21 protein-coding genes are annotated in these 25,111 nt (G+C 71.5%); 1 reads left to right on the forward strand and 20 read right to left on the reverse strand.

The window, feature by feature from the left end:
• Positions 1–7: 7 nt before the first annotated feature.
• The 17 genes from BEP24_RS00815 to BEP24_RS00895 all read right to left on the reverse strand — a co-directional run bounded on the left by BEP24_RS00815 (position 8) and on the right by BEP24_RS00895 (position 19,935).
• Complete coding sequence (locus BEP24_RS00815; protein WP_065959233.1) at positions 8–5,848, reverse strand: Ig-like domain-containing protein; 5,841 nt, start codon at positions 5,846–5,848, stop codon at positions 8–10.
• Positions 5,821–7,218, reverse strand: a complete 1,398-nt coding sequence (locus BEP24_RS00820) for a serine/threonine-protein kinase (protein ID WP_065959235.1) — start codon at positions 7,216–7,218, stop codon at positions 5,821–5,823. Before BEP24_RS00820 ends, BEP24_RS00815 begins: the two co-directional genes overlap by 28 nt.
• A gap of 143 nt (positions 7,219–7,361) precedes the next feature.
• Positions 7,362–8,183, reverse strand: a complete 822-nt coding sequence (locus BEP24_RS00825) for a protein phosphatase 2C domain-containing protein (protein WP_065959237.1) — start codon at positions 8,181–8,183, stop codon at positions 7,362–7,364.
• Positions 8,184–8,226: 43 nt separating this feature from the next.
• Complete coding sequence (locus tag BEP24_RS00830; RefSeq protein ID WP_065959240.1) at positions 8,227–9,048, reverse strand: FHA domain-containing protein; 822 nt, start codon at positions 9,046–9,048, stop codon at positions 8,227–8,229.
• Between the two features lie 2 nt (positions 9,049–9,050).
• A complete protein-coding gene (locus BEP24_RS00835; protein WP_065959242.1) occupies positions 9,051–9,665 on the reverse strand; it encodes a hypothetical protein in 615 nt (204 codons plus the stop codon).
• An 89-nt stretch (positions 9,666–9,754) separates the two neighbouring features.
• Positions 9,755–10,525, reverse strand: a complete 771-nt coding sequence (gene yaaA / locus BEP24_RS00840) for a peroxide stress protein YaaA (protein WP_366556875.1) — start codon at positions 10,523–10,525, stop codon at positions 9,755–9,757.
• The gene (locus tag BEP24_RS00845) at positions 10,522–10,785 is read right to left on the reverse strand and encodes a F0F1 ATP synthase subunit epsilon (RefSeq protein WP_065959246.1); all 264 of its coding nucleotides are present in this window, start codon (positions 10,783–10,785) and stop codon (positions 10,522–10,524) included. The genes yaaA and BEP24_RS00845 overlap by 4 nt, the downstream gene beginning before the upstream one ends.
• A gap of 1 nt (position 10,786) precedes the next feature.
• The gene (atpD, locus tag BEP24_RS00850) at positions 10,787–12,241 is read right to left on the reverse strand and encodes a F0F1 ATP synthase subunit beta (RefSeq protein WP_065959250.1); all 1,455 of its coding nucleotides are present in this window, start codon (positions 12,239–12,241) and stop codon (positions 10,787–10,789) included.
• Positions 12,242–12,287: 46 nt separating this feature from the next.
• Entirely contained in the window at positions 12,288–13,190 is a 903-nt protein-coding gene (locus tag BEP24_RS00855) for a F0F1 ATP synthase subunit gamma (protein ID WP_065959252.1), read from the reverse strand.
• The gene (gene atpA / locus BEP24_RS00860; RefSeq protein ID WP_065959254.1) at positions 13,191–14,819 is read right to left on the reverse strand and encodes a F0F1 ATP synthase subunit alpha; all 1,629 of its coding nucleotides are present in this window, start codon (positions 14,817–14,819) and stop codon (positions 13,191–13,193) included. It abuts the gene before it with no gap.
• Positions 14,820–14,925: 106 nt separating this feature from the next.
• Positions 14,926–15,720, reverse strand: a complete 795-nt coding sequence (locus tag BEP24_RS00865; RefSeq protein ID WP_065959256.1) for a F0F1 ATP synthase subunit delta — start codon at positions 15,718–15,720, stop codon at positions 14,926–14,928.
• A gap of 2 nt (positions 15,721–15,722) precedes the next feature.
• Entirely contained in the window at positions 15,723–16,277 is a 555-nt protein-coding gene (locus BEP24_RS00870) for a F0F1 ATP synthase subunit B (RefSeq protein WP_065959259.1), read from the reverse strand.
• Between the two features lie 9 nt (positions 16,278–16,286).
• Positions 16,287–16,523: an ATP synthase F0 subunit C gene (gene atpE / locus BEP24_RS00875; RefSeq protein WP_027465781.1), complete on the reverse strand. Its 237-nt coding sequence runs from the start codon at positions 16,521–16,523 to the stop codon at positions 16,287–16,289.
• Positions 16,524–16,584: 61 nt separating this feature from the next.
• Complete coding sequence (gene atpB / locus BEP24_RS00880) at positions 16,585–17,445, reverse strand: F0F1 ATP synthase subunit A (protein WP_253181519.1); 861 nt, start codon at positions 17,443–17,445, stop codon at positions 16,585–16,587.
• Positions 17,446–17,549: 104 nt separating this feature from the next.
• Positions 17,550–18,041, reverse strand: a complete 492-nt coding sequence (locus tag BEP24_RS00885; protein WP_083229954.1) for a hypothetical protein — start codon at positions 18,039–18,041, stop codon at positions 17,550–17,552.
• Positions 18,038–19,264 (reverse strand): MraY family glycosyltransferase, encoded by a 1,227-nt coding sequence (locus BEP24_RS00890; protein ID WP_139197476.1) that lies wholly within the window; start codon positions 19,262–19,264, stop codon positions 18,038–18,040. Before BEP24_RS00890 ends, BEP24_RS00885 begins: the two co-directional genes overlap by 4 nt.
• On the reverse strand, positions 19,261–19,935 hold the full coding sequence (locus tag BEP24_RS00895; protein ID WP_065959262.1) for an L-threonylcarbamoyladenylate synthase: 675 nt from the start codon (positions 19,933–19,935) through the stop codon (positions 19,261–19,263). The genes BEP24_RS00890 and BEP24_RS00895 overlap by 4 nt, the downstream gene beginning before the upstream one ends.
• Before the next feature lie 36 nt (positions 19,936–19,971).
• Between BEP24_RS00895 and BEP24_RS00900 the strand changes: the two genes are divergently transcribed.
• Positions 19,972–20,619 (forward strand): HAD family phosphatase, encoded by a 648-nt coding sequence (locus tag BEP24_RS00900; protein ID WP_171898687.1) that lies wholly within the window; start codon positions 19,972–19,974, stop codon positions 20,617–20,619.
• A 158-nt stretch (positions 20,620–20,777) separates the two neighbouring features.
• Here BEP24_RS00900 and prmC read toward each other — a convergent pair whose 3' ends face one another.
• The 3 genes from prmC to rho all read right to left on the reverse strand — a co-directional run bounded on the left by prmC (position 20,778) and on the right by rho (position 25,063).
• Positions 20,778–21,614, reverse strand: a complete 837-nt coding sequence (gene prmC / locus BEP24_RS00905) for a peptide chain release factor N(5)-glutamine methyltransferase (protein ID WP_065959343.1) — start codon at positions 21,612–21,614, stop codon at positions 20,778–20,780.
• 71 nt (positions 21,615–21,685) lie between these two features.
• On the reverse strand, positions 21,686–22,768 hold the full coding sequence (prfA, locus tag BEP24_RS00910; protein WP_065959270.1) for a peptide chain release factor 1: 1,083 nt from the start codon (positions 22,766–22,768) through the stop codon (positions 21,686–21,688).
• 3 nt (positions 22,769–22,771) lie between these two features.
• Positions 22,772–25,063 (reverse strand): transcription termination factor Rho, encoded by a 2,292-nt coding sequence (gene rho / locus BEP24_RS00915; RefSeq protein WP_065959272.1) that lies wholly within the window; start codon positions 25,061–25,063, stop codon positions 22,772–22,774.
• Positions 25,064–25,111 lie beyond the last annotated feature (48 nt).

Raw genomic sequence — 25,111 nt, forward strand, 5'->3', positions numbered from 1 at the left:
CCGTGGGTCACCCGCCGGTGCCTGTGGACGGCGGTGTCCCGGCGGGGGCGGCTTGGATCGCGCGCGTCGCAGCGTCGGGGTCCTGCTGACCGGACACCGTCGCCTGCACCCGGATGGTGTCGAAGCCGGCGGGGACGGCGTCCGTGGTGGCCCAGGGTCTCCCGGTCGCCGGGTTCGTCGTCGAGCACGACCCGAACAGTCCGTTCGTGCAGTAGCTGATCCGGTACCCGCTCGGCGTGAGCTTGCCGTTGTTGTCCGGGGCGTTGATGACCGGAGACTGGCCGACCGTTGCCCCGGCGATGGTCGCACGCGTCGTGAAGGCCGTCCCCGTGACCGGTCCGCTCGCGGCGCAGTAGTCGCCGTCCGTCGCACACGACGTGAACACGATGCTGCTCTCCAGGCCGAAGCCCGCACCGGCTCCCGCCGACGCCGTCCCGTCGAAGCGCACGAGCGGGCCGCCACCGACCGAGTAGTACAGGAACGGGGACGTGGACGTCGCGCGCACGGTGAGGGTCCACGTCGACCGGTCCCCCGCGTCCTGGACGACCGAGACGGTGCCGGAAGGAGCCGACGGCGTCTCGAAGCCCTCGACGTCCGCGGGTGCCGATGCCGTGCAGAAGAGCCCGTTGTCGGCCAGCGCGACGTACCGGTAGCCGCTCGAGATCTGGTCGGTCGCGCTGGCAGCGTTCCAGACGCGCTCCGCACCCGCCGTCGAGCAGCCGCCCGGGATCGATGCTCCCGCCGGGTACTTCGCGATGCGCCAGCCCTGGCCGCCACCGCCCCAGTCCGACTCGGTCGCTTGCAGGTCGACCGCCGTGGTCGACCCGCTGCGCTGACCGGTCGCGCGCAACAGCGGCGTGGCCGGGCTGCCGACCGCCGTGCCCGAGGCCGACGCCTCGTTCCACTGCACGACCGAACCGTCACGGTCGGCCGCGTTCCGCGCCGACACCCGTACCTGGTAGGACTGTCCGCCCTGCACGCCGGTGAACGAGGTGCTCGTGGCGGTGCCGACGCTCCGGGTCGTGGAGAGCCCAGGACCGGTGACGGTGACGACGTGGTCCGTCACCGGCGTGCCGCCGTTCGGTGCGCCCACCGCGTCCCAGCGCACGTCGAGCTGGTTCGGCGTGCTCGTGTCCGGCGTCACGGTCAGGCCCTTCGGTGCGGCCGGCACGAAGTCGGCGCTGATCGGGACCGAGGTGGCCGAGGGCTCGGAGTCGCCGACGGCGTTCCTCGCGACGACCGAGAACCGGTACGACGCCGAGGGGTCGAGGCCCGTGACCGTGCACACGGTCGACGTGCCGCAGTCCTTCGACAGCCCGCCCGTGCCCAGCAGCCGGTACCCGGTGATCGGCGAGTTGTTGGCCTGCGGCGCCGACCACGACACCGTCGCCTGCCCGCCCTGGTACGACCCCGTGCGGGTGGGGGCACCCGGTGCGTCCGGGACGTCCTGCACCGAGACGGTCACGTCGCCCCACACGAAGCGGTCCGGGTCGTCCGTCGCGTCGGCGACCTGGTACTGCAGGTGCGCGTCGACCGGCTGTGCGCCCGCGGCGACCGCGACCTGGAGCCGGGACCGGTCCGCGCTCGGGGTCACCGACACCCCTGCGGGCAGCCCACCGTCCAGGCCGCGGATGGCGACCACGCGGAGCCGCTGCGCCGGGAACGGGTTGGTCGGCTGGTCGTTGTCGAGCACGTCGACGGTGGTCGACGTGCCGCGCTTCGTGACCGCCCGGTCCGCGCCGGGCTGCACGAGCGGCCGGGTGGACCCGACGACGTCGACCGTGACGACGCCCGACCGTCCGGCCGCAGCGGCGTCGGCCACGCCGATCCCGATCGATGCCGACGTGCCCTTCTGCGCCGAGTCGGCGACGTCGATGCGCAGCTGGCGGCCGTCGACGGTCGCGGTGGTGCCGGACCCGGGCCGGCTGACCACGGACCAGCGGAGCTCGTCGAGGTCGTCCGGGTACGGGTAGTCGGTGAGCTTGGTCAGGTCGATCGTGCGCGTGTCACCGGGCTGCAGGTCGAGCGTCGAGCCGGTGAACGCCGGCGGCTGGTTCGACCGGGGCGTCACCTTGATCGGCAGGACGAGGGTCGCCACACGCCCCTTGCCGCCGTTCGCACTCGAACCGTCGGTCACCTCGAACGAGATCGAGGCGCTGCCGTAGTAGAGCTTCGCCGAGGTGAACTGCAGGGTGGAGCGGTCGACGACGAGGTCGCCGCCGTCGGCGTGGGTCGCCTTGACCGTGCCCCGGTCGGTGATCTGCGCGGTCCGGCCGTTCGCGGTGACGACGTACCGGTCGAGCGGGATGCGCACCGTCGACTCGCTCGTCACCGTGATCGCGCCCGCGCTCCGGTCGACCTGGGGCAGGGCGTCGTCGAAGCCGGGGACGTGGATGAACCCGTACGAGGTGACGTCGGGATGGTCCTCGCGGGTCACCGAGAACGGGATCACCTGCGACGCGTCGGTCAGACGCACCGCGATGCGACGGTCCGGCGTGACCTGGGCGGTGTCGCCGTACCCGTCGACGACGCCGACCCGGAGGCGGGACGTCGACCCCTCGGCGAAGAAGACGTTGCGGAGGACGTCGACCGTGACGCTCTGCCGTCGCAGGATGTCCTGCAGGTCGAGCACGGTGTCGTCGACCTCGGGGCGGAGGGGCCGGGCGTCGGGGTCGACGGTCACGGTCAGGAACGCCGTGCTCGACCCACCGGTCGGGTTCTCCACCGTGTACAGCACGGCGAAGTCCCCGCTCGTCGCGGTCCGTGGCGGGGTCACGCGGACCTGGCTCCCGCGCACGACCTTCGCCACCACGCCGTCAGCAGTCGGGGTCGCCGCCGTGACGCGCAGCTGGCCGCCCTCGGGGTCCGAGTCGTTCTGCAACACCCGGACGGCGACGCTGCCGCCCGGTCGGATCGTGACGCGGTCGGGCTGCGCGACCGGGTCGGAGGCCTGCTCGGCGCGCGGCGCGATGCCGACGCGGACGGTCCCGGTCGCACGCGCACCGAGGGCGTCGACGACGGTGTAGGTGAACTCGTCGGTCCCGGCGGAGTAGTCGCCCGCCTCGTAGGTGAAGGCGTCCGTCGTGACGTCGCTGACCGACCCCTTCTCGGGGTTGTCCGCCACGCCGACGAGCTGGACGGAGTCGCCGTCCGGGTCGATGCCGTTCAGCGGGACGGTGACCCGCACCGACTGGCCGGCGACCGCCCGGGCGGTGACCGTCTTCGGGACCGGTGGGTTGTTCGTCGCCGCCTCGCGTTCCCGGACGGAGATCGTCACGGTGGCGTCGGCGTACTGCCCGTCGGGCCCGGCCACGCGGTACACCGCCGTGTGGCTTCCGGGCGTCTTCGGCGCGAGGTAGCGGAGCCGGTCGCCCGAGACGAACAGCAGCCCGCCGTCGCCCGGCACGTTCTGGACGAGCTCGGGCACGAGGGTGAGCGGCTCGCCCTCGGGCTGGGTGTCGTTCGCGAGGACGTCGATCTCGGCCACGTCCCCGACGCGCACCGTGGCGGTGTCGGCCTGGGCGACGGGCGGCTGGATCCGCTCGGGCCGTGGGATCTCGACGACCGTCACGGTGCCGGTCGCCGTCGCGAGCCCGTTCGACTCCGTGTAGCGGAAGGTCACCGGGCCGTCGAGCGGGGCCGTCAGGGTGACGCGGACCGTGTGCTGGTCGAGCACGGTGGCCTGCACGCCGGAGCCGCGGTCGGGCCCGTCGAGCGCGGTGACCATGAGCACGCCGCCGGCGGGGTCGGTGTCGGTGGCGGTGACGTCGGTGTCCTTCGTCGACAACGTCGGGACGAACACGGTCTTCGGTGTGGTGACCGGCGGCGTCGAGGCGTCGGGCGGCGCGAGCACGCCGACGCGCACGACGCCGCTCGTCGTCTTCGTGCCGTCGGTGACGGTGTACTCGAGCTGGTGGTCGCCGGCCGCCGTGCCCTCGACGCGGAAGGTCCCCGCGTCGTAGGCCGGCGTGACGGTGAGGCCGGAGGACGAGGACACGCTCGTCAGGGTCACCGTGCCGTTGCCGCCGCGCACGTGGTCGAGCGGACGGACCTCGAAGGGCTTCCCTGCGTAGCCCTGGACCGCGAAGGCGTCGGCGCGCAGTGGCACCTGTCCGGGGTCGGCGACCCGCACGGTCATGGTGCCGCGGCCGTCGTCGCGGCCGTCGCTCACGACGAGCTGCACCGGTCGGTCCCCCGTGCGTCCGCTCTGGTTGCGGAAGTCGACGAGTCCGTCCGGCGTGGTCGACACGGTGTCGCCGTCCGCGGTCGCCGACCGCAGGTACACCGGGTCCCCGTCGGGGTCGACCCAGTCGGACAGCACGTTCGTGACGACGTGGCCGTTGCGCACGACGTCCGCCGACGTCGAGCGGACCTGCTGCGGGGGCTCGTTCTCGGACTCGGGCCGGACGGAGACCCGGACGGTGGCCGAGGCCGAGCCGCCGTTGCCGTCGGTGATCGTGTACGGGAACGAGATCGTCCCCGTGGCGTCCGCGGGCAGCGTGATCTGGAGACGCTGCCCGTCGCCGACGACGGCCACGGTGCCGGTGCGCGCGTCGACCGCGCCGACGTCGGCGATCACCAGCGGGTCGCCGTTCGGGTCGTGGTCGTTCAGCAGCACCGGCAGGCTGGTGGTGCGCCCAGGGCGGGCTCCGAGGTCGTCGTCGACGGCGACGGGCGGTTTCTGGTCCTTGTCGACCTGGGGGTCGTCCGCGGAGACCTGCTCGCGCTGCTGCTCGTCGTCGCGTCGCACCAGGTCGGCCCAGTTGTCGATCAGCTGGCCGCTGCGGTCGATGGCCCAGGACCGGCCGCTCCGCGGGTCGTTCGCGACGACGGTGTCGCCGTTCCGCAGGATCTGCAGGTCGGCGACTCCGTCGGTGCTCGCGAGCCGCTGCACCGCTCGACCACGGCAGGAGTCGACGGCCTGTCCGCCAGCCCACGCCGCGTAGGTGCAGGACCCGACGACGACGGGCCGGGCCGGGCGGCCGGCGACACCGAGGGCGGTCGCCTCGACCTGCCCCGACGGGCTGACACGGACCAGCCCGGCGGTGCCCGCCACGACGAACGCAGCGGTACGGTCCGACGACCGTTGCAGTGCCGGGGCGCTCCCGATGCGGTCACCGAGGTCGACGGGGGTGCCGTCGACCGACAGGGTGCCCGCGGTGCGGTCGAGCACCGCGACGTGCTCGCCGGAGGATGCCACCTGGAAGTCGTGGTCGCGGTCGGCGCGCACCTGCCAGCTGCGGTCGACCCGGAGCTGTGTCCCCACGTCGACGAGCGACGCGCGGCCGGTCCGCGGCGAGTAGACCGCGACGTGGTCGTCGGAGGCGTCGAAGACCGCGTCGGCGCCGAGCGTCAGGTCGGCCTTGGTGGCGGCGTCGAACCGCGCGAGCTCCGCGGCCGGGGTCGACCAGAGCTCGCCGGTGTACGTGTTGCCGACGACCGCGGTGTCGCCGGCGAAGAAGACCTGCGGCGTCCCCGCCGGCAGCGTGACCGGGTCGCCCAGGGTGGCGTCCGCGACGTCCACCTTCGCCACGGTGCCCTTCGTGCGGTCGACGCTGTAGACCTCGCTGCCGCGCTGCAGGACGCCGAGGTCGTCGCTCGGGCTCTCGACGGCCGTGTTGAGCTCGAGCACCCCGGTGTTCGCCCGGCCGACCGCGCCGTACTCGGCCGAGGGCACCCACACGGTGCCGTCCCCGAGGTCGATGCGCTGCGTGTGGTACCCCGTGGAGACCACGGCGGCGGTCGCCACGACCGCGCCGACCACCACGGAGGCGCCGAGCGTCACGACCGCGGACCGCCGCTTCGCGAGGAAGGCCCGGATCACCGTGCGCCACCGCTCGTCCCGCACCGCTCCGGGCTCGCGGTCCCGGTCTTGCCGTCACGGTTCACGGCGACGGTGATGCACTCCTCGTCACCCGGGGTCCCCGAGACGACGAAGGTCGTCCCCGTCTGCTGGCTCGTCGCGCCGTCCGAGGTGATGACGTAGGTGTCGCCGGGGCGCACACCGGGGTCGTCCCACGAGAACGACACCGCTCCCTGGGCGGACTCCGCACGGACGTCCGCCACGACCGGGATCGACGCCGTCCCGAGCCGCGTCACGACGAGGACGGTCGCGACGGCGAGGGCGACGACCACGAGCGCCGCGGCCGACGCGACCCAGACGACGGTCGAGCGCGTCCGGGTCGCGGAGCCGGTCCGGTGGACGGTGCCGACGCTCTGGGCACCGACGGACGCACCGCCCTGCAGCGGGCGTCGCGTGCGCCGGCGTCGGCCGGCCCGGGCCTGCGGCAGGAGTTCGCGCACGACGGTGCGGTCCCGGTCGGCGCCGGGCATCGACGTGGCCCAGGCCTCGACCGCGACCTCGGCGGCGGTCTGTGGCAGCCCGAGCTCGGCCTCGACCTGCTGGAGGCCGCGGACGAGCTCGAGCACGGTCGACGGCCGCGCGGCGACCCGGCGGGACATCGCGGTCGCGAGCAGACGGTCGAGGGACGGCGGCACGTCCGGTCGGCCGATCGGCGGGACCCCGCCCTTGTCGATGCGCGCCATGAGGTCGGCAGCGCCGTTCTTCCCGCCCCGGACCTCGAACGGACTCCGCCCGGCGAGCAGGGAGTAGACCGTCGCGGCGAGGGAGTAGACCTCGGACTGCACGCTGCCGGTGGACTCGTCGGCCAGCACCTCGGGAGCGGACCACGGGATCGACATCCCGACGGGCTCGTTCGGGTCTGCCCCGCCGATCGTCGCCGCGATGCCGAAGTCGGACAGCACGGGGTTGCCGTACGCGGTCCGCAGGATGTTCGAGGGCTTCACGTCGCGGTGGAGCACGCCCTCGCGGTGCGCGGTCTCGAGCGCCGAGCCGATCCGCACGCCGATGGACAGGACCTCGGACACCGGCAGGGGTTCCCGGCGGTACCGCTCGCTGAGCGACGACGAGCACAGCTCCATCACGAGGTAGGGCCGTCCGTCGGCCGCCACGCTCGCCTGGAACACCGTGAGGATCGACGGGTGCGTGCTCAGGCGCGCCATCAGGTTCGCCTCGGCCTGGAACATCTGGCGCACGCGGTCGTCGACGACCTCGTCGAGCAACACCTTGACCGCGACCTGGCGTCGCGGCATGTCCTGCTCGTAGAGGAAGACGTCGGCGAACCCGCCGGAGCCGAGGACGTGCACCGGACTGGAGCCCGGGATGACGGGTGGGTCGGACGGCAGGCGTCGCGCCATCGTCGTCGTCCCCTCTCGTGGCGACCGGTCCCGGCGGACGGTCGGTGGTGTCGTCGCGGTGGTGCCATTCTACGAAGGGCCCACCGACGGCCCGGTGCCGCGGACTCCCCCGGCATCGCCCCCTCTTCGAGGGGCACCGGTGCTCAGTGGCGCGGGAGGGTGTCCTCGAGGTCGCTCTCCGCCGGGGCGCCGTCGACCTGGAGCACGACGACCGTGACGTTGTCGCGGCCACCGGCCACGACGGCGTCACCGACGAGGCGCTCGGCCAGCTCCTGGGCGCCGGGGACGCGTGCGGCGATGCGGCTGATGCCGACGTCGCCGAGCTCCTTGGTCAGGCCGTCGGAGCAGATGAGGTAGCGGTCGCCGGCCCGGAGCGGCAGCGTCCACCAGTCCGGGACCGGCGGTTCGCCGAACCCGACCGCCCGCGTGATCACGTTGCTGTCGGGGTGTTGCTCGGCGTCCTCGGCACGGAGCAGACCGGCGTCCACCATCTCCTGCACGACCGAGTGGTCGACCGTGACGCGGCGGAGCGTGCCGTCCTCGATGCGGTAGGTGCGGGAGTCCCCGACGTTGAACACGAGCGCCGCGGGCTGACCGTCGGAGGACACGAGCGCGAGCCCGGTCACCGTCGTCCCGGCGCCGAGCGCGTTGCCGCCCGCAGCACGTTCGATGTCGGCGGTCGCCAGGAGGAGTGCCTGCTGGATCTGCTTCCGCGACGAGAACGCACCGTCGACCGACTGCTCGAGCCGGCGGACCACCGCGTCGCTCGCACGGTCGCCGGCGAGGTGCCCACCCATGCCGTCGGCGACGACGAAGAACGGCGCCCCGACGAGGTAGCTGTCCTCGTTGTGGTCCCGTCGGCGTCCGACGTCCGTCGCGGCTCCCCAGGAGAGCGTGAGGACGGAGCCGTCGGCCCCGGGGACGTCGATGGCGTGCTCGGTGGCTGCTCGGCCGAGTTCGGTCACGGTTTCAGGGTCGCTCTCTGGGGGTTCGGGGCGTGCCGGCCGGTCAGCCGGTCACCGGTGCCGAGGGGACGGGCGGGAGACGGTCGGAGGAACCGACACGCAGGTGCGGCGACAGGACCTCGATGACGTTGCCGTCACCGATCTCGACGAGCGTACCGGTCAGGACGACGATCGAGGCACCCGCGGGCATGCGCGACGCGGCCGCCCCGGCGGGTCGGATCACGGTGCCGTTCGTCGAGCGCAGGTCCTCGACGACGACGGCCTCGCCCTCGGCGTGCAGGGCGACGTGCGACGACGAGACCTGACCGCTCGGCGAGGGCACGGTCACCAGCTCGGGTCCGGGTCCGGTCAGGACGCGGGGCGGCGACGGCCTGCGGCCGACGACGACGGGACGGTCGAGCCGGACCGTCCGACCGCCGACGCGGACGGACGGGACGCGCGTCCGGGTCGCCGTCGGTCCCGTCCCGGGCACGCCGGTCTGGAGGCCCGACACACGGTGGTCAGGACGTCCCCCCGTGGTCGTCTGGTCGGTTCCGAGCGGGTGCGGCGGTCGGCTCACGAGGACGGTGTCGTCGTGTCGGCTCCGCACGATCGTGTCGTCCGGCGAGCCCCCGGCGCCGGGCGAGCCCGCTGCGCCGAACGACCGCGCGACGATGACCGTGTCCCCGAGGTCGTCGCGGTCCGGCCCCGTGACGACCGACGGGCGGGCCGCCCGCAGCACCGTGTCGTCCGCCGCACCGCCGCTGCAACGCCGATCAGCGTCCGCCGCTTCGACGAGCGCCCGCTGGGGCCGCGCCTGCTCGACGCCCGCCCGTGCTCCGACGTCGCTGACGGGCACCTCGCCGTCGTTGGTGTCTCGCTGCATGGTCACTCCACCGTAGACGATCCTGTCCGCCCCGTCGCGCCCCTGCTCGGTGTGCGGTCCCAGGACGGCCCGACGCCCAGGCGCACCGACCGCAGCACGAGCGCCGCGAGCGGGTCGTCCGACCACGTGTCGAGCGCGTGGCGGGCCCGGACCTCGGCCCGCGCGGACGAACCGAGTGCCCACGCACACCACGCACCGACGGCCAGCGCTCCGGCGGCGGCGATCGCGTCGTCGACCGACGAGGGGCCGTCACGCCGCCACGCCTGCCATGCTGCCGTCAGCCGGTCCCCCGCGCTCCGCACGACGGCACCGTCGGGTGCCGGTCCTTCGCCCCGCAGGGCCGGTGGCGTCGGCTCGCGGAACGGGTCGAACGGCACGACCGTGCGCGGATCGGGTCGGTCGACCGCGGTCAGGAAGCGCAGGATGGCGAAGCGGGTCGCGAGGGCCCCGCACGCCGTCCGCACGGTCGCGGACCGCAACCGGTCCGTGTGGGGCACGTCGGCCGGCGAGGTCGGCGCGACCAGCGCCGCGCACGCGGCGCGGAGGGTCACCGCCGCCGCGATCTCGCGGGGGTAGCGGGTCTGGGCAGCCGGGGTTCGTCCTGGAGTCGAGGTCATGCACGAGATCGTGACGTGCGCCGCGCCTCCAGACCGGTCGGAGCCGACCACCTGTGGAGGGAGGGCCGCGCCACCCGACCTGTGGAGGATCAGCCTGCGCGCGGTTCCAGGCTCTCCGCGACCAGGTCCCACCCGTCGGACGTGCGCTCGATCGCGACCCCGTTCGCGGCGGCCCACGCGAGCAGGTCCTCCATCGACCTCACATCCGCACCCGTGCGACCCAGCAGGCCGACCATGCGGCCCTTCGCCGTCTTGTTCCAGTGGTTGAGCGCCTTCCGACGACCTCCGCCGTCGACGCTCACCACCCGCAGCGTCACCGCGTCGTCGACCGGGCCGAGGGCACGGTAGCCCTCCGACCGCAGGTCCAGGACCAACCCAGCACGCCGCTGCGCGATCGCCGCGCTCGAGGGCCCGGGCCAGTGCCGCGCGAGCTTGAGCGCACCGAGCCGCGCGTCGTGCGAGAGCCGGTACGCCGGGATCGGGTCGCCCGCGCCCACGGGCCCGAACATCGCCGACTGCACGACGACGTGCTCCGCCCACCACCGCCGCGTCGCGTCGTCGGCGGACGCCACGTCGAGGGGGTCGTAGAGGACGCCGGTGTAGCGCTCGATCGCCGACATGGTCGGCGACGTGTCGAGCGTCAGGTTCCGGAACCGTTCGGCGATCGACCGCGGTCCCAGCTTGAGGGCCGTCCGCGCGGTGGACTCCTCGGAACTGACGGAACGGGCCGCGGTGATCACCGCGGCCCGTTCGTCGGACAGTTCCGGGAAGGAGAGTGCACCCAGGTCGAGGGTGCGCTCCGGGTCCCCGCCCTCCCGCTTCGTCTCGGACGGCGGGAGGAGGACGGTCAGTCCGGTCAGGACGCCAGCGCGGCCTGCCGCGCCACGATCGTGACCGTGTCGTGCTCGACCGACAGGAAGCCGTCCTCGGCGTCCGCAGCCACCGTCGAACCGTCGGCCCGGGTGATGCGGACCTGGCCCTGCGCGAGGGTCGCGAGCAGCGGCTCGTGTCCCGCGAGGATGCCGATCTGGCCCTCCGTCGTGCGTGCCACGACCATGGTGGCCTCGCCCGTCCAGACCTCACGGTCCGCCGAGACGACGCTCACGGTGAGTGCCGCCATGTCAGCGGTTCTCCTTCTGGATCTGCGCCCACTTCTCTTCCACGTCGTTGATGCCACCGACGTTGAAGAACGCCTGCGTCGCAACGTGGTCGAACTCGCCGTCGGCGATGGCGCGGAAGGACTCGATGGTGTCCTTGAGCGGCACCGTGGAGCCCTCGACACCCGTGAACTTCTTCGCCATGTAGGTGTTCTGGGACAGGAACTGCTGGATGCGGCGTGCGCGCTCCACCGTGATCTTGTCCTCTTCGGAGAGCTCGTCGACACCGAGGATGGCGATGATCTCCTGCAGCTCCTTGTTCTTCTGGAGGATCTGCTTGACGCGCGTCGCGGTCTCGTAGTGGTCGGCACCCAGGTACCGGGGGTCCATGATCCGCGACGTGGAGGTCAGCGGGTCGATGGCCGGGTACAGGCCCTGCGACGCGATCTCACGGGAGAGCTCGGTCGTGGCGTCGAGGTGCGCGAACGTGGTCGCCGGCGCCGGGTCGGTGTAGTCGTCGGCGGGGACGTAGATCGCCTGCAGCGAGGTGATCGAGTGACCACGCGTCGAGGTGATGCGCTCCTGGAGCACACCCATCTCGTCGGCGAGGTTCGGCTGGTAGCCCACCGCGGACGGCATGCGACCGAGCAGCGTCGAGACCTCGGAACCGGCCTGCGTGAAGCGGAAGATGTTGTCGATGAAGAGGAGCACGTCCTGCTTCTGGACGTCGCGGAAGTACTCCGCCATCGTCAGCGCCGACAGGGCCACGCGCAGACGCGTTCCCGGCGGCTCGTCCATCTGGCCGAACACGAGGGCGGTCTTGTCGAAGACCCCCGCCTCTTCCATCTCACCGATGAGGTCGTTGCCCTCACGGGTGCGCTCACCGACACCGGCGAACACCGACACACCGCCGTGGTCCTGCGCGACGCGCTGGATCATCTCCTGGATGAGGACGGTCTTGCCGACGCCCGCACCACCGAAGAGGCCGATCTTGCCACCCTGCACGTAGGGCGTGAGGAGGTCGATCGACTTGATGCCGGTCTCGAACATCGAGGTCTTGGACTCGAGCTGGTCGAAGGCCGGGGCCTTGCGGTGGATCGGCCAGCGCTCGGTGATCTCGAGCTTCTCGTCGGTGTTGAGCACGTTGCCCAGCACGTCGAAGACCTTGCCCTTGGTGACGTCACCGACGGGGACCGAGATCGGGGCGCCCGAGTCACGGACCTCCTGGCCACGGACCAGACCGTCGGTCGGCTTCAGGGAGATGGCACGGACGAGGTCGTCGCCCAGGTGCTGCGCGACCTCGAGGCCGATCTCCTGCGACGAGTCACCGATGGTGATCGTCGTGAACAGGAGGTTGTACATCTCCGGGATTGCGTCGTGCGGGAACTCGATGTCGACGACGGGGCCCGTGACACGGGCGATCCGGCCGACACCGGGCGCCGACGACGTCTCGACCGCGGTGGTAGCGGTGTCGGTCATGGCTGGTGCCTTCCTGAGGGGGTGGTGTGTCCGCGAACGACGCGGACTACTTCTTCTTCGACGAGAGGGCGTCGGCGCCGCCGACGATCTCGGAGATCTGCTGGGTGATCTCGGCCTGACGCGCGTTGTTCGCGAGACGGGTGTACTCGCTGATGAGCGAGTCGGCGTTGTCGCTGGCGGACTTCATCGCCTTCTGGCGGGCGGCGTGCTCGGAGGCAGCCGACTGCAGCATGGCGTTGAAGATCCGGCTCTCGATGTACACCGGGAGCAGCGCGTCGAGCACCGCGTCGGCGTCCGGCTCGAACTCGTACAGCGGCAGCGACTCGCCGGACGTCGGCTCCTCGACACCCTCGACGACCTCGAGCGGGAGCAGGCGCACGACCTGCGGCTCCTGGGTCGCTAGGCTGATGAACCGGTTGAAGACGATGTGGATCTCGTCCACGCCGCCCTCGGTCGTGTCCTGGAGGAACTTCGACACGACCGCGTCGCCGATCTCCTTCGCCGTGGCGAACTCGGGCTGGTCGGTGCCGCCGATCCACTGGCGCTCGGACGGGCGCTCACGGAACGCGAAGTACCCGACGGACTTGCGCCCGACCAGGTAGAACACGACGTCCTTGCCCTCGCTGCGGAGCAACGACGCCAGTTCCTCGCCCTGCTTGAGGACGTTGGTGCTGAACGCGCCGTTGAGGCCGCGGTCCGAGGTGAAGAGGACGACCGCGGCGCGCGTCGACGTCTCGGGCTCGGTGGTGAGGACGTGGTCGACGTTCGAGAACGTCGCCACGGCCGACACGGCCCGCGTCACGGCCCGCGAGTACGGGCCGGACGCGGCCATGCGAGCCTGCGCCTTCTGGATCCGCGACGCCGAGATCAGCTCCATCGCGCGAGTGACCTTCTTCGTGGTCTTCGCCGACTTGATGCGCTGTCGGTAGACCCGGACCTGTGCCGCCATCTAGCGACGACCCTTGACGATCTGCTCCTGGTCGACATCCTCGGCCTGGGCCGCGTCGAACTGCTCCGAGCCGAGCGTCTTGCCGTCGCTCGTCTGGAAGCCCTTCGTGAAGGCGTCGATCTCGCGCTCCATCGCAGCAACGGTGTCGTCGCTGAGCTGGTTGGTCTCGCGCAGGGTGGTCAGGACGTCGGAGTTGCGACGCAGGTGCTCGAGCAGCTCGGACTCGAAGCGGAGCACGTCGGAGACGGGCACCTCGTCGAGCTTGCCGTTCGTGCCGGCCCAGATCGAGACGACCTGCTCCTCGACCGGGTACGGCGAGTACTGCGGCTGCTTGAGGAGCTCGGTCAGACGCGCACCACGGTCGAGCTGACGACGCGACGCCTGGTCGAGGTCGGATGCGAACATCGCGAACGCCTCAAGCGAGCGGTACTGCGCGAGCTCGAGCTTGAGCGTGCCGGAGACCTTCTTGATCGACTTGACCTGTGCGTCACCACCGACGCGGGACACCGAGATGCCCACGTCGACGGCCGGACGCTGGTTCGCGTTGAACAGGTCCGACTGCAGGAAGATCTGGCCGTCGGTGATCGAGATCACGTTGGTCGGGATGTACGCCGAGACGTCGTTCGCCTTGGTCTCGATGATGGGCAGACCCGTCATCGACCCGGCGCCGAGCTCGTCGGACAGCTTCGCGCAACGCTCCAGCAGACGGGAGTGCAGGTAGAAGACGTCACCCGGGTAGGCCTCACGCCCCGGCGGACGACGCAGGAGGAGCGACACCGCACGGTAGGCCTCGGCCTGCTTCGACAGGTCGTCGAAGATGATGAGGACGTGCTTGCCCTGGTACATCCAGTGCTGGCCGATGGCCGAACCGGTGTACGGGGCGAGGTACTTGAAGCCGGCCGGGTCGGAGGCGGGGGCCGCGACGATGGTCGTGTACTCCATCGCACCGGCGTCCTCGAGCGCGCCCTTGACGGAGGCGATCGTGGAGCCCTTCTGGCCGATGGCGACGTAGATGCAGCGGACCTGCTTGTTCTCGTCGCCCGACTCCCAGTTGGCCTTCTGGTTGATGATCGTGTCGATCGCGATGGCCGTCTTGCCGGTCTGGCGGTCGCCGATGATCAGCTGACGCTGGCCACGGCCGACGGGGATCATCGCGTCGATCGCCTTGATGCCGGTCTGGAGCGGCTCGTGCACCGACTTGCGGGACATGACGCCGGGCGCCTGCAGCTCGAGGGCACGACGGCCCTCGGCCTGGATCTCGCCGAGGCCGTCGATCGGGGCGCCGAGCGGGTCGACGACGCGACCGAGGAAGCCGTCGCCGACGGGAGCCGAGAGGACCTCACCCGTGCGGGTGACCTCCTGGCCTTCCTCGATGCCGGCGAACTCGCCGAGCACGATGGCGCCGATCTCGTCCTCGTCGAGGTTCTGCGCGAGACCGAGGGTCCCGTCCTCGAAGCGGATGAGCTCGTTCGCCATGACGCCGGGGAGGCCCTCGACGTGCGCGATGCCGTCGCCCGCGTCGGTGACGTGCCCGACCTCGGCCGTGGAGGCCTTCGTCGGCTCGTAGTTCGAGACGAAGTCCTTCAGGGCATCACGGATCTCATCGGGGCTGATGGTGATGTCTGCCATGGGATTTTCCTTGTTGGTTTCCGGGGCCCTGCGGCTCCGAGAGGGTGATGCTGCCTGACCGGCAGTTCCCGTTGTGGACTTGGGTGGGGCGGCTTCGACCGTACGCTCAGCCGGCGAGCTGGAGCCGGAGCTCCGACAGGCGCGTGGACACCGTGCCGTCGATGACGTCGCCACCGACCTGCACGCGCACCCCGCCGACGACCGCGGGGTCGACGACGCGGTTCACGCTGATGTCCTTGCCGTACCGCTCGGCGAGACCCCGGGCGACGCGAGCCGCCTGGCCGTCCGAGAGCGGGGACGCGGTGACGACCGTCGCGACGAGCTTGCCCGCCTGGTCGGCCACGATGCGCGAGGCGTCGCGGACCAGTTCACCGATGCGGCGGCCACGGGGCTGCTGCACGAGGTGCGACAGGATCGCGGTCGTCTGCGCCGACGTCTTGTCCGCGAGGAGCCGCTCGACGAGCGACGCCTTCTCGGACGCACTGCCGAGCTTCGTGCCGAGCGCGAGTTCGAGCTTCGCGTCGGACCGCACCGCGGTCTCGAACGCGAACAGCTCGGCCTCGATCGAGGTGTCCGACGACGCGGTGGCGGCGACGGCGCGGATGCCCGCGTCCTCGATGCCGGCGAGCAGGTCCTCCTGCGAGGACCAGCGCGACCCGGCCACGGCGGTCAGGACCGCGCGCGTCTCGGTCGACTGCCCGGCGAAGACGCGGTCGATCAGCACCTTCTTGCCGACGGCGTCGGCGGTCGGGTCGGACAGCAGGCCCAGGAGCTGCGGCGCACCGGCGATCGCCCGCCCTGCGGCGAGGATCTGGACACCCGTGTCGAGCGTGACGGCACCGCCGAGGTCGGCGAGCACCGCCCTCGTCGACCCGAGTGCTTCCCTGGTGGCGCTGCGCATGCTCAGCGCTCCCCGGCCGTCTGGCCCTGGGACGCCTCGAGGTCGGCGAGGAAGCGGTCCACGACCGCTGCCGACTTCGCGTCGTCCTTGAGCGACTCCCCGATCACGCCGGAGGCGAGGTCGAGGGCGAGGGTGCCCACCTCGCTCCGCAGCGACTGCAGAGCGGACTGGCGCTCGGCCTCGATCTGGGCCTGGGCGTTGGCGGTGATGCGCGCGGCGTCGGCCGAGGCCTGCTCGCGCACCTCGTTGCCGATCGCGGTCGCGTCGGCACGGGCCTGCTCACGGATCCGCGAGGCCTCGGCACGGGCGTCGGCGAGCTGCTTGTTGTACTCGTCGAGCGCGGCCGCGGCCTGCTCCTGGGCAGCTTCGGCCTTCTTGATGCCACCCTCGATGGCCTCGGTGCGCTCATCGAGCATCTTCGTGATGCGCGGCGTGACGACACGCCAGAACACCAGGAAGATGATGACGAAGGCCACCGCGGACCACACGATGTCGTACACCGGGGGGATCAGCGGATTGATGTTCTCCTCCGCCGCGATGATGAGTGCGTGCTGCATCGAGGAACCTTAGTTGGTGAAGATGAAGTACGTCGCGATACCGATGAACGCGAGGGCCTCGGTGAAGGCGATACCGATGTACATGAGGGTCGTCAGGCGGCCCTGGAGCTCGGGCTGGCGAGCGACGGACTCGATCGTCTTGCCGACGACGATGCCGACGCCGATGGCCGGGCCGATCGCAGCGAGGCCGTAGCCAACCGTCGCGATGTTGCCGTTGATCTCCGCGAGAACGGTCGTTGCGTCCACGTGTTTTCCTTTCGAGGTGCGGGTCCGACGGTCGCCGGTCCCGTAGGGGGTCAGTGAGGAATCAGTGCTCGTCGGCCAGCGCCAGCTGGATGTAGACGGCGGTGAGGAGCATGAAGACGTAGGCCTGGAGCAGCGCGACGAGGATCTCGAAGAAGCTGAAGGCGATGCCGAACGCCAGGGTCCCGATGCCGAAGAACTTGAAGAGGCCCTCGGCGTCGAAGAAGAAGAACCACGTGGCCGAGAAGAACAGGACGAGGAGCAGGTGCCCGACGACCATGTTCATCAGGAGTCGCAGCGTCAGCGTGACGGGACGGAGCACGAAGGTCGAGACCAGCTCGATCGGCGTCACGATGATGTAGAGCGGCCACGGCACCCCGGGCGGGAAGAGCGCGTTGCGGAGGAACGCACCCGGGTGCTTGCGGAGGCCGGCGTAGATGAACGCGACGTAGGCGACGATCGCGAGGATCATCGGCATCGCGATGCGGCTGGTGCCACCGAGGTTCAGCGCCGGGATGAGGCCGGTGAGGTTCATGAAGAGGACGCCGAAGAAGATCGTCGCCAGCAGCGGCAGGAACCGCTTGCCGTCCTTCTCACCGAGGTTGTCGAAGGTGTTGCGGCGGACGACGTCGAACGCGTACTCGATGAACGCCTGACCCCGGTTGGGGACGAGCTTCAGTGCACGGGTGCCCGCGAACGCGAAGACGAGCAGCACGGCGACCGCGATGAAGCGGATGATGACGACGCGATCGATCTCGAAGGGCGTGCCCGCGAAGAAGATCGGGTCCGGGAAGAACTCCCCGATCGACGGACCATGGAATTCGGCGGCCTTACTGCTCCCCGCCGCAACGGTGTTGGCCGCAGCGGTGAGGGACAGGGGAAGAGCGTGGGATAGCAGCGCTGTCTCCTGTGTCGGCGCGCGCACGTCATGGCACGCGATGGTGGACTGTGTGGAGGCTGTCCGCTCCGAGCATTGCTCCGGACGCGGACGCAACAAACCCTATCAGGTGAGAGAGCCTGCTCGGGCTCTCAGACGCGCGGGTCGGGCTTCCCAGGCTCTGCCGGTCGGTCCGCGCCGTCACCGGGCAGGGCAACGCCGATCGGGATGCGGGCCTTCGCGACGACGACCACGTCGATCACCAGGGAGCCCACGACGCCGGCGATGATGACGACGGCCAGGACCGGGAAGTCGACCCAGCTCCGGTCGCGCAGGGCGATGAGCACGACGAGGAAGAGCACGAACTTCAGGAACCAGGTCCCCATCACGATGCCGAAGAAGGCGCCGGAGATCATCTGCCCCTTGGAGACGCGCAGCGCCACGAGCACCGAGACCGCCGTCAGGCCGAGGAACACGACGCTGAGCACGGCGCCGAGCAGGCCGCCGACGAGACCGGGCGTGCCGCTGACCACGAGACCCACGACTCCCCCGACGACGGCGAGGGCGACGGCGAGGACGGCCGCCCAGACGAGGATCCGGCGGAACACCGGACGGACGTGGTCGAGCGCGTTCGGTGTGGTCACGAGGGGTCTCCAGGGATCGATCGGTCGTTGGCGGCGCGGTCCAGCGGGTCGAGTCGGGCGTCGACGACGGACGACGACCGGGTGGCGACCTGCGCGGCGAACTCGGCACGCTTGCGGCCCAGCGGGGCGAAGGTGGCGACGGCGCAGACGGTGAAGCCGACCGCGACGACGGCCACGACCCAGTACCAGTCCACGAACAGGAACAGCAGGCAGCCGACCGCGACGGTGGCGGTCCAGGCGTAGAACACGAGGACGGCGTGGAAGTGCGAGTGGCCCATGTCGAGCAGGCGGTGGTGCAGGTGCTTGCGATCGGCCGAGAACGGCGACTTCCCCGCGCTGAGCCGCCGGGTGACCGCCAGCCCGAAGTCGAGGATCGGCACGATGAGGATCGCGAACGGCAGCAGGATCGGGATGAACGCCGGCAGGAGCGCCTGGCGTGTCTGCACCGCGGCGGGGTCGATGTTGCCCGTGACCGACACCGCGCTCGTGGCCATCAGGAAGCCGACGAGGAGCGCACCCGCGTCGCCCATGAAGAGCTTCGCGGGGTGCCAGTTCAGCACGAGGAAGCCGGCGCACGCGCCGACGAGCACCGCGGTGAGCAGCGACGGCAGGTTGAAGAAGAACTCGGTCTGCACGACCACGCGGTTGATGAAGAACGTGTAGAGGAAGAACACCCCTCCCGCGATGATCGCGACTCCGGCGACCAGGCCGTCGAGCCCGTCGATGAAGTTGACCGCGTTCATCACGAGCACCACGGCGAGCACGGTGAAGATCAGGCTCATGTACGAGGACCCGACCCCGAGCGTGTTGCCGATGGGCAGCGACACGATCGCGACGCCCTGCCACGCGAGGATGCCCGCGGCGATGATCTGCCCCGCGAGCTTCGTCATCCAGTCGAGGTCCCAGATGTCGTCCGCGACGCCGAGGACCACGATGATGGTCGCCCCGCCGAGCACGGCGAGCACGCGGCCCGGTTCGCTGAACACCAGCCGGAAGTAGTCGGTGCCCGCGATCGACGGGAACAGGAACCACGCCGCGAGCATCGCGACGATGACGCCGATGTACATCGCGATGCCGCCGAGCCGCGGCGTCGGCGTGCGGTGCACGTCACGCTCGCGGACCTTCGGGTACCAGCCGTACCGCAGCCCGGCCTTCCACACGATCCAGCTCATGCAGAAGCTCACGACCGCGGCGATCGCCCCCGCGAGCAGGTAGTACTTCACGAGACGTGGTCGGCTCCGACGACCCGGACGATCTCGTCGTCGGGGATCACCCCGTGCCGGACGATCGTCAGCGTGCCGCCGGACGAGAGGCCCGTCGCGTCGACGATCGTCGACCCGGTGGACGCGGCGAAGCCCTCGTGCTCGGGGAGCGGTCCGCCGTCGAGGTAGACCGACACGCTGTCGCCGAGCATCGCCTCGGCACGGTCCACGTCCATCGCGGCCGGGTCCCCCGTGCTGTTCGCCGAGGAGACCGCGAGCGGGCCGACCTCCTGCAGGAGCTCGAGCGCGATGCGCGAGTCGGGCATGCGGAGCGCCACGGTGCCCCGGGTCTCCCCCAGGTCCCAGTCGAGCGACGGCTGCGCGCGCAGGATCACCGTGAGCCCGCCGGGCCAGAAGGCGTCGACGAGGTCGCGGACCTGCTGCGGGATGTCGGTCGCCAGCGCCTCGAGCGTCGCCGGGCCGGGGATCAGCACGGGCGGCGGGGACTGGCGCGTCCGCCCCTTGGCGTCGAGCAGCCGCTGGACGGCACTCGCGCTGAACGCGTCCGCCGCCAGGCCGTACACGGTGTCGGTGGGGACGACGACGAGCTCTCCGCGTCCGAGCGCGGCACGTGCGAGCCGCATCCCGGTCAGGAGCCCGTCGGGGTCGGTGCAGTCGTATCGGGAGGCCATGACTCGACGATGATAGTGCGACACAATGGTGGCATCGTGAACGAGACGCCCGCGCCCCGACTCCTGTTCCTGTTCGACATGGACGAGGTCCTGGTCCACTACGACTGGCGGGTCCGCATGGCAGCCCTCGCCGAGCTCACCGGACACTCCTTCGAGGAGCTGCGTCGCCGCTGGTGGGACTGCGGCAACGAGGCCCGCGCCGAGGCCGGCCACTACCCCGACGCCGACGCCTACCTGGCGGCCTTCGCCGAGGCGATGGGCTGCGACGTCCCGGAGGACGAGTGGGCACGGATCCGCGGTGCCGCGATGACCGAGCTCCCCGAGCGGGTCGAGGCGGTCCGGATCGCCGCCGAGCACGGCCGCGTCGGCCTGCTCACGAACAACGGGCCGCTCGCCGGACGCTGGATCCCGCGCTGGGCGCCGTCGCTGCCGCCGCTGTTCGGTGAGCACCTGGACACGACGAGCGCGTTCGGCGCCCGGAAGCCCGACCGCGCCGTGTTCGAGCGGGCGCTGGCACACCACGGGGTGCCCGCCGAGCGCGCGTTCTTCGCCGACGACATGCCGGTCAACGTCGAGGCGGCTGCGAGCGTCGGCATCCACGCCGTGCTCGTCGAGGAGCACACCGACCTGCGCGAGGCCGTGCGCGCCTTCGTCGCCGCCCGCGAGCAGGTCACGGTCGCCTGACCCGCGGGGTCGCCCCGAGCACCGGCCGGGAGGCGCAACACACCTCCGCCGGTCGCGTCACGCGGACCGCGTGGTCACGGCCGGGAGGCGCGACACACCTCCGCCGGTCGGGTCACGCTGATCGCGTGGTCACGGCCGGGAGGCGCTGCTCGCCCCGGCTAGCGGGTCGCCGTGGTCGTGCGGTCGCGACCGGTGAGGTCGACGTGCGTCTCCGGCGAGCGGAACCCGCGGCGCGCCAGCACCTCGCGGACGCCGGCGCCCTGCTGCTCGGCGTGCTCGACGACCACCAGGCCGCCCGGCACGAGGAGCCGCCACGCCGTCTCGGTCAGCGCGCGGACGGCGTCGAGGCCGTCCGGGCCGCCGTACAACGCGAGGGCCGGGTCGTGGTCGCGGACCTCCGGATCGACCGGCACCATGTCGTCCGGGACGTACGGCGGGTTCGACACGACGACCGACACGGTGCCGTCGAGCTCGGGCAGCGCGTCGCCGAGGTCGCCCTCGACGAGCCGGACCGTCCCGCCGTGGGCCTCGATGTTCCGGCGGGTCCACGGCAGCGCCTCGGGTGAGCGTTCGACCGCGTACACGACCGCGTTCGGCACCTCGGTGTCCATCGCGATGGCGATCGCCCCGCTGCCGGATCCCAGGTCGACGGCGACCGGCTCGGCGACCGCGGTCGCCCGGAGCGCGTCGATGCCGAACTGCACGACGCCCTCGGTCTCCGGCCGCGGCACGAAGACGCCGGGGCCGACCGCCAGGGTCAGGGCGCGGAAGTGCGCCTCGCCCGTGATGTGCTGCAGCGGCTCGCGCGTGACCCGGCGTGCCACCGCGTGCCGGAAGCGCTCGACGTGCTCCCCCGCGATGGCGCCGCCGGTGAGTGCGCGCACCTGCACGGCCCCGCGCGAGGTCCCGGTCGCCCAGGCGAGCAGCAGCTCGGCGTCGACCCGTGCCGACGGCACGCCGTGCGCGACGAGCGCGGCGACCGCCTCGTCGAGCAGGCGGTCGGCCGCGAACGGGACGGACGTGGCGGGGGCGGGTCGCGCCTCCCGTCCGTCCTCCGTCGGTCCGGTCACGCGTCCTGGTCGCCGATGGCGGCCAGGCGGGCCTCCTCGTCCGCGCTGATGGCGGACTGGACCACGGGCTCCAGCGCACCGTTCATCACACGGTCCAGGTCGTACGCCTTGTACCCGGTGCGGTGGTCCGCGATGCGGTTCTCCGGGAAGTTGTACGTGCGGATGCGCTCCGAGCGGTCCATGCCCCGGATCTGCGACTTGCGCGCGTCCGACGCGATGGCGTCGAGTTCCTCCTGCTGGCGCGCGAGGATGCGCGCCCGCAGGACGCGCATGCCGGCCTCGCGGTTCTGCAGCTGCGACTTCTCGTTCTGCATCGCGACCGTGATGCCCGTGGGCAGGTGCGTGATGCGGACCGCGGAGTCCGTCGTGTTCACGGACTGGCCGCCGGGACCGGAGGACCGGTAGACGTCGATCTTGAGGTCGTTCTGGTTGATCTGGACCTCTTCGGGCTCGTCCACCTCGGGGAACACCAGCACGCCGGTGGTCGACGTGTGGATGCGCCCCTGGGACTCGGTCGCCGGCACCCGCTGCACGCGGTGCACCCCGCCCTCGTACTTGAGGTGTGCCCAGACGCCCTGCGACGGGTCCGTCGTGTTCGACTTGATCGCGACCTGGACGTCCTTGTAGCCGCCGAGGTCGGACTCGGTGCGCTCGAGGAGCTCGACCTTCCAGCCCTTCGTCTCCGCGTAGTGCGTGTACATGCGCAGCAGGTCCGCGGCGAACAGTGCCGACTCCTCGCCGCCCTCGCCGCCCTTGATCTCCATGATCACGTCGCGGCCGTCGTCCGGGTCGCGCGGGATGAGCAGTCGGCGCAGGCGCTCCTGCCGCTCGGCCAGCTGCTCCTCGAGCGAGGGGACCTCGTCCGCGAAGGCGTCGTCCTCACGGGCGAGCTCCCTGGCGGCGGCGAGGTCCTCCCCCGCCGCCTGCCAGGCCTCGTACGCGGCCTTGATCTGGTTGAGCTCGGCGTAGCGCCGGTTCACCTTCTTCGCACGGGCTGCGTCGGCGTGGAGCGCGGGGTCCGACAGCTGCTGCGTCAGGTCCTCGTGTTCCGCCAGCAGCCCTGCCACCGACTCGAACACCGGTTACTCCTGGTGGCCGTCGTGGCGCCCGCCGGTCGACGGGACCGACTTCTGCACCTGGACCAGGAACTCGACGTTCGACTGCGTCTCCTTGAGGTTGCGCAGCACGATCTCGAGCGCCTGCTGGGTGTCGAGGCCGGCGAGGGCCCGACGCAGCCGCCAGGTGATCGTGACCTCGTCGGCGGAGAGCAGCTGCTCCTCGCGACGGGTGCCCGAGGCGTTCACGTCGACGGCGGGGAAGATCCGCTTGTCGGCGAGGTGACGGTTGAGGCGGAGCTCCATGTTGCCGGTGCCCTTGAACTCCTCGAAGATCACCTCGTCCATCTTCGAACCGGTCTCGACGAGCGCGGTCGCGAGGATGGTGAGCGAGCCGCCGTCCTCGATGTTGCGCGCGGCGCCGAAGAAGCGCTTGGCCGGGTACAGCGCGGCCGAGTCGACGCCACCGGAGAGCACGCGGCCCGACGGCGGGGTGGACAGGTTGTACGCGCGGCCCAGACGGGTGATCGAGTCGAGCAGGACGACCACGTCGTGGCCGAGCTCGACGAGACGCTTCGCACGCTCGATCGCCAGCTCGGCGACCGTGGTGTGGTCCTCGGCGGGACGGTCGAAGGTCGAGGCGATGACCTCGCCCTTCACCGTGCGCTGCATGTCGGTGACCTCTTCGGGCCGCTCGTCCACGAGCACGACCATGAGGTGCGCCTCGGGGTTGTTCTTGGCGATGGCGTTCGCGATCGCCTGGAGCACGACGGTCTTGCCGGCCTTCGGCGGCGACACGATGAGGCCGCGCTGGCCCTTGCCGATCGGCGACACGAGGTCGATGATCCGCGTCGACAGCTTCTGCGGCTCGGTCTCGAGGCGCAGACGCTCGTTCGGGTACAGCGGGGTGAGGTCCTGGAAGTCGACGCGCGCGGCGGCCTCGTCGGCGGTCTGACCGTTGACGGAGTCGACCTTGACGAGCGCGTTGTACTTCTGGCGGCTCTGCTGGTCGTCGTTCCGCGGCTGCTTGATCGAGCCGACGATCGCGTCGCCCTTGCGCAGGTGGTACTTCTTCACCTGGCCGAGGGAGACGTAGACGTCGCTCGGACCCGGCAGGTAGCCGGTCGTGCGGACGAACGCGTAGTTGTCGAGGACGTCGAGGATGCCTGCGATCGGGATCAGGACGTCGTCCTCGGTGACCTCGGGCTCGAAGTCGTCGTTCTGGGCGCCGCGGCCGCGCTTGCGGTCGCGCTGACGACGGCCGCGGCCGTTCTCCGCCTCGGCCTCGGCCTGCTGCTTCTGCTGCGCGGCCTGCTGCTGACCGTTCTGCTGGCCGTTCTGCTGCTGACCGTTCTGCTGCTGGCCGTTCTGCTTCTGCTGGGCGCGCTCGTCGGTCGACTTCTGCTCGTCCTGCTGCTTGCCGTTCTTCTGGCCGCCCTGCTGCTGACCGTTCTGCTGCTCGGTGCCCTGCTGCTCGCCGGCGTCACCGTTCTGCCCGCGACCGCGACCACGACCACGGCTGCGACGCCCGCGGCGCGAGCCGCCGTCCTGGTCGCCCTGGGACTGGTCGTCCTGGCCCGACTGGCCCTGACCGGACTGGCCCTGCCCGGACTGACCCGACTGGCCCTGGTCGGACTGCTCGGTGGTGTCGGCGTCGGCGACGACGTCGGCGGCCGCACCACGAGCCTCCTGGCCGGCGTCCTGCTGGACGTCGTCGCGCTGCGCGGCGTCCTGGCGGCCGGCGCGGTTCCCGCGCCCACGGCGCTGCCCGGACTGGGCGGCTTCCTGGGCGTCCTTCTCGGCGCGGACCTGGTCGAGCCCGGCGAGGAGGTCCTCGGTGCCGGTGTGACCGTGGTTGGTGTGCTCCGCTGCCGAGGTCGGCGCGGCGGTGACGGTGCCACCGGAGGTGACGCGGCGCGAGCGGCGGCCACGCGGGCCACCCTGCTCGGGCGCGGCCTGCTCGGGCGCGGACTGCTCGGTGGCGGCCTGCTCCGGGGCGGACTGCTGCGCGGCGGGCTGCTCGGGGGCGACCTGCTCGGGCGCGGCCTGCTGGGCGACCGGCTGCTCGGGAGCCTGCTGCGCGGCGGGCTGCTCGGTGGCCGGCTCGTCGGCGACGGGCTGCTCGACCGGTGCCGCAGCGGCGACCTGCTCGGCGTCGACCGGGCGCTTGTCCTCGATCGAGGCGATGAGGTCGCCCTTGCGGAGCTTGGAGAGCCCGGTGATGCCGAGCGAGGAAGCGATCCGCTGGAGCTCCGGGAGTCGGAGGGCGCGCAGGTCGCTGGGGATCTCCACCGGGGTGGAGTCGTTGACGTTCGTCAAGGTGGGTGTTTCCTTTCGAACCGCAGAACGCGGAGAGTTTCCACCGTC

Source organism: Curtobacterium sp. UCD-KPL2560 (assembly GCF_001705035.1).
GTDB lineage: Bacteria > Actinomycetota > Actinomycetes > Actinomycetales > Microbacteriaceae > Curtobacterium.

Coding starts and splice junctions, on each gene's coding strand:
- BEP24_RS00820 (WP_065959235.1), bottom strand. CDS start 7,218: ATGGCGCGACGCCTGCCGTCCGACCCACCCGTCATCCCGGGCTCCAGT.
- BEP24_RS00830 (WP_065959240.1), bottom strand. CDS start 9,048: ATGCAGCGAGACACCAACGACGGCGAGGTGCCCGTCAGCGACGTCGGA.
- BEP24_RS00835 (WP_065959242.1), bottom strand. CDS start 9,665: ATGACCTCGACTCCAGGACGAACCCCGGCTGCCCAGACCCGCTACCCC.
- BEP24_RS00845 (WP_065959246.1), bottom strand. CDS start 10,785: ATGGCGGCACTCACCGTGAGCGTCGTCTCGGCGGACCGTGAGGTCTGG.
- atpD (WP_065959250.1), bottom strand. CDS start 12,241: ATGACCGACACCGCTACCACCGCGGTCGAGACGTCGTCGGCGCCCGGT.
- BEP24_RS00855 (WP_065959252.1), bottom strand. CDS start 13,190: ATGGCGGCACAGGTCCGGGTCTACCGACAGCGCATCAAGTCGGCGAAG.
- atpA (WP_065959254.1), bottom strand. CDS start 14,819: ATGGCAGACATCACCATCAGCCCCGATGAGATCCGTGATGCCCTGAAG.
- BEP24_RS00865 (WP_065959256.1), bottom strand. CDS start 15,720: ATGCGCAGCGCCACCAGGGAAGCACTCGGGTCGACGAGGGCGGTGCTC.
- BEP24_RS00870 (WP_065959259.1), bottom strand. CDS start 16,277: ATGCAGCACGCACTCATCATCGCGGCGGAGGAGAACATCAATCCGCTG.
- BEP24_RS00895 (WP_065959262.1), bottom strand. CDS start 19,935: ATGGCCTCCCGATACGACTGCACCGACCCCGACGGGCTCCTGACCGGG.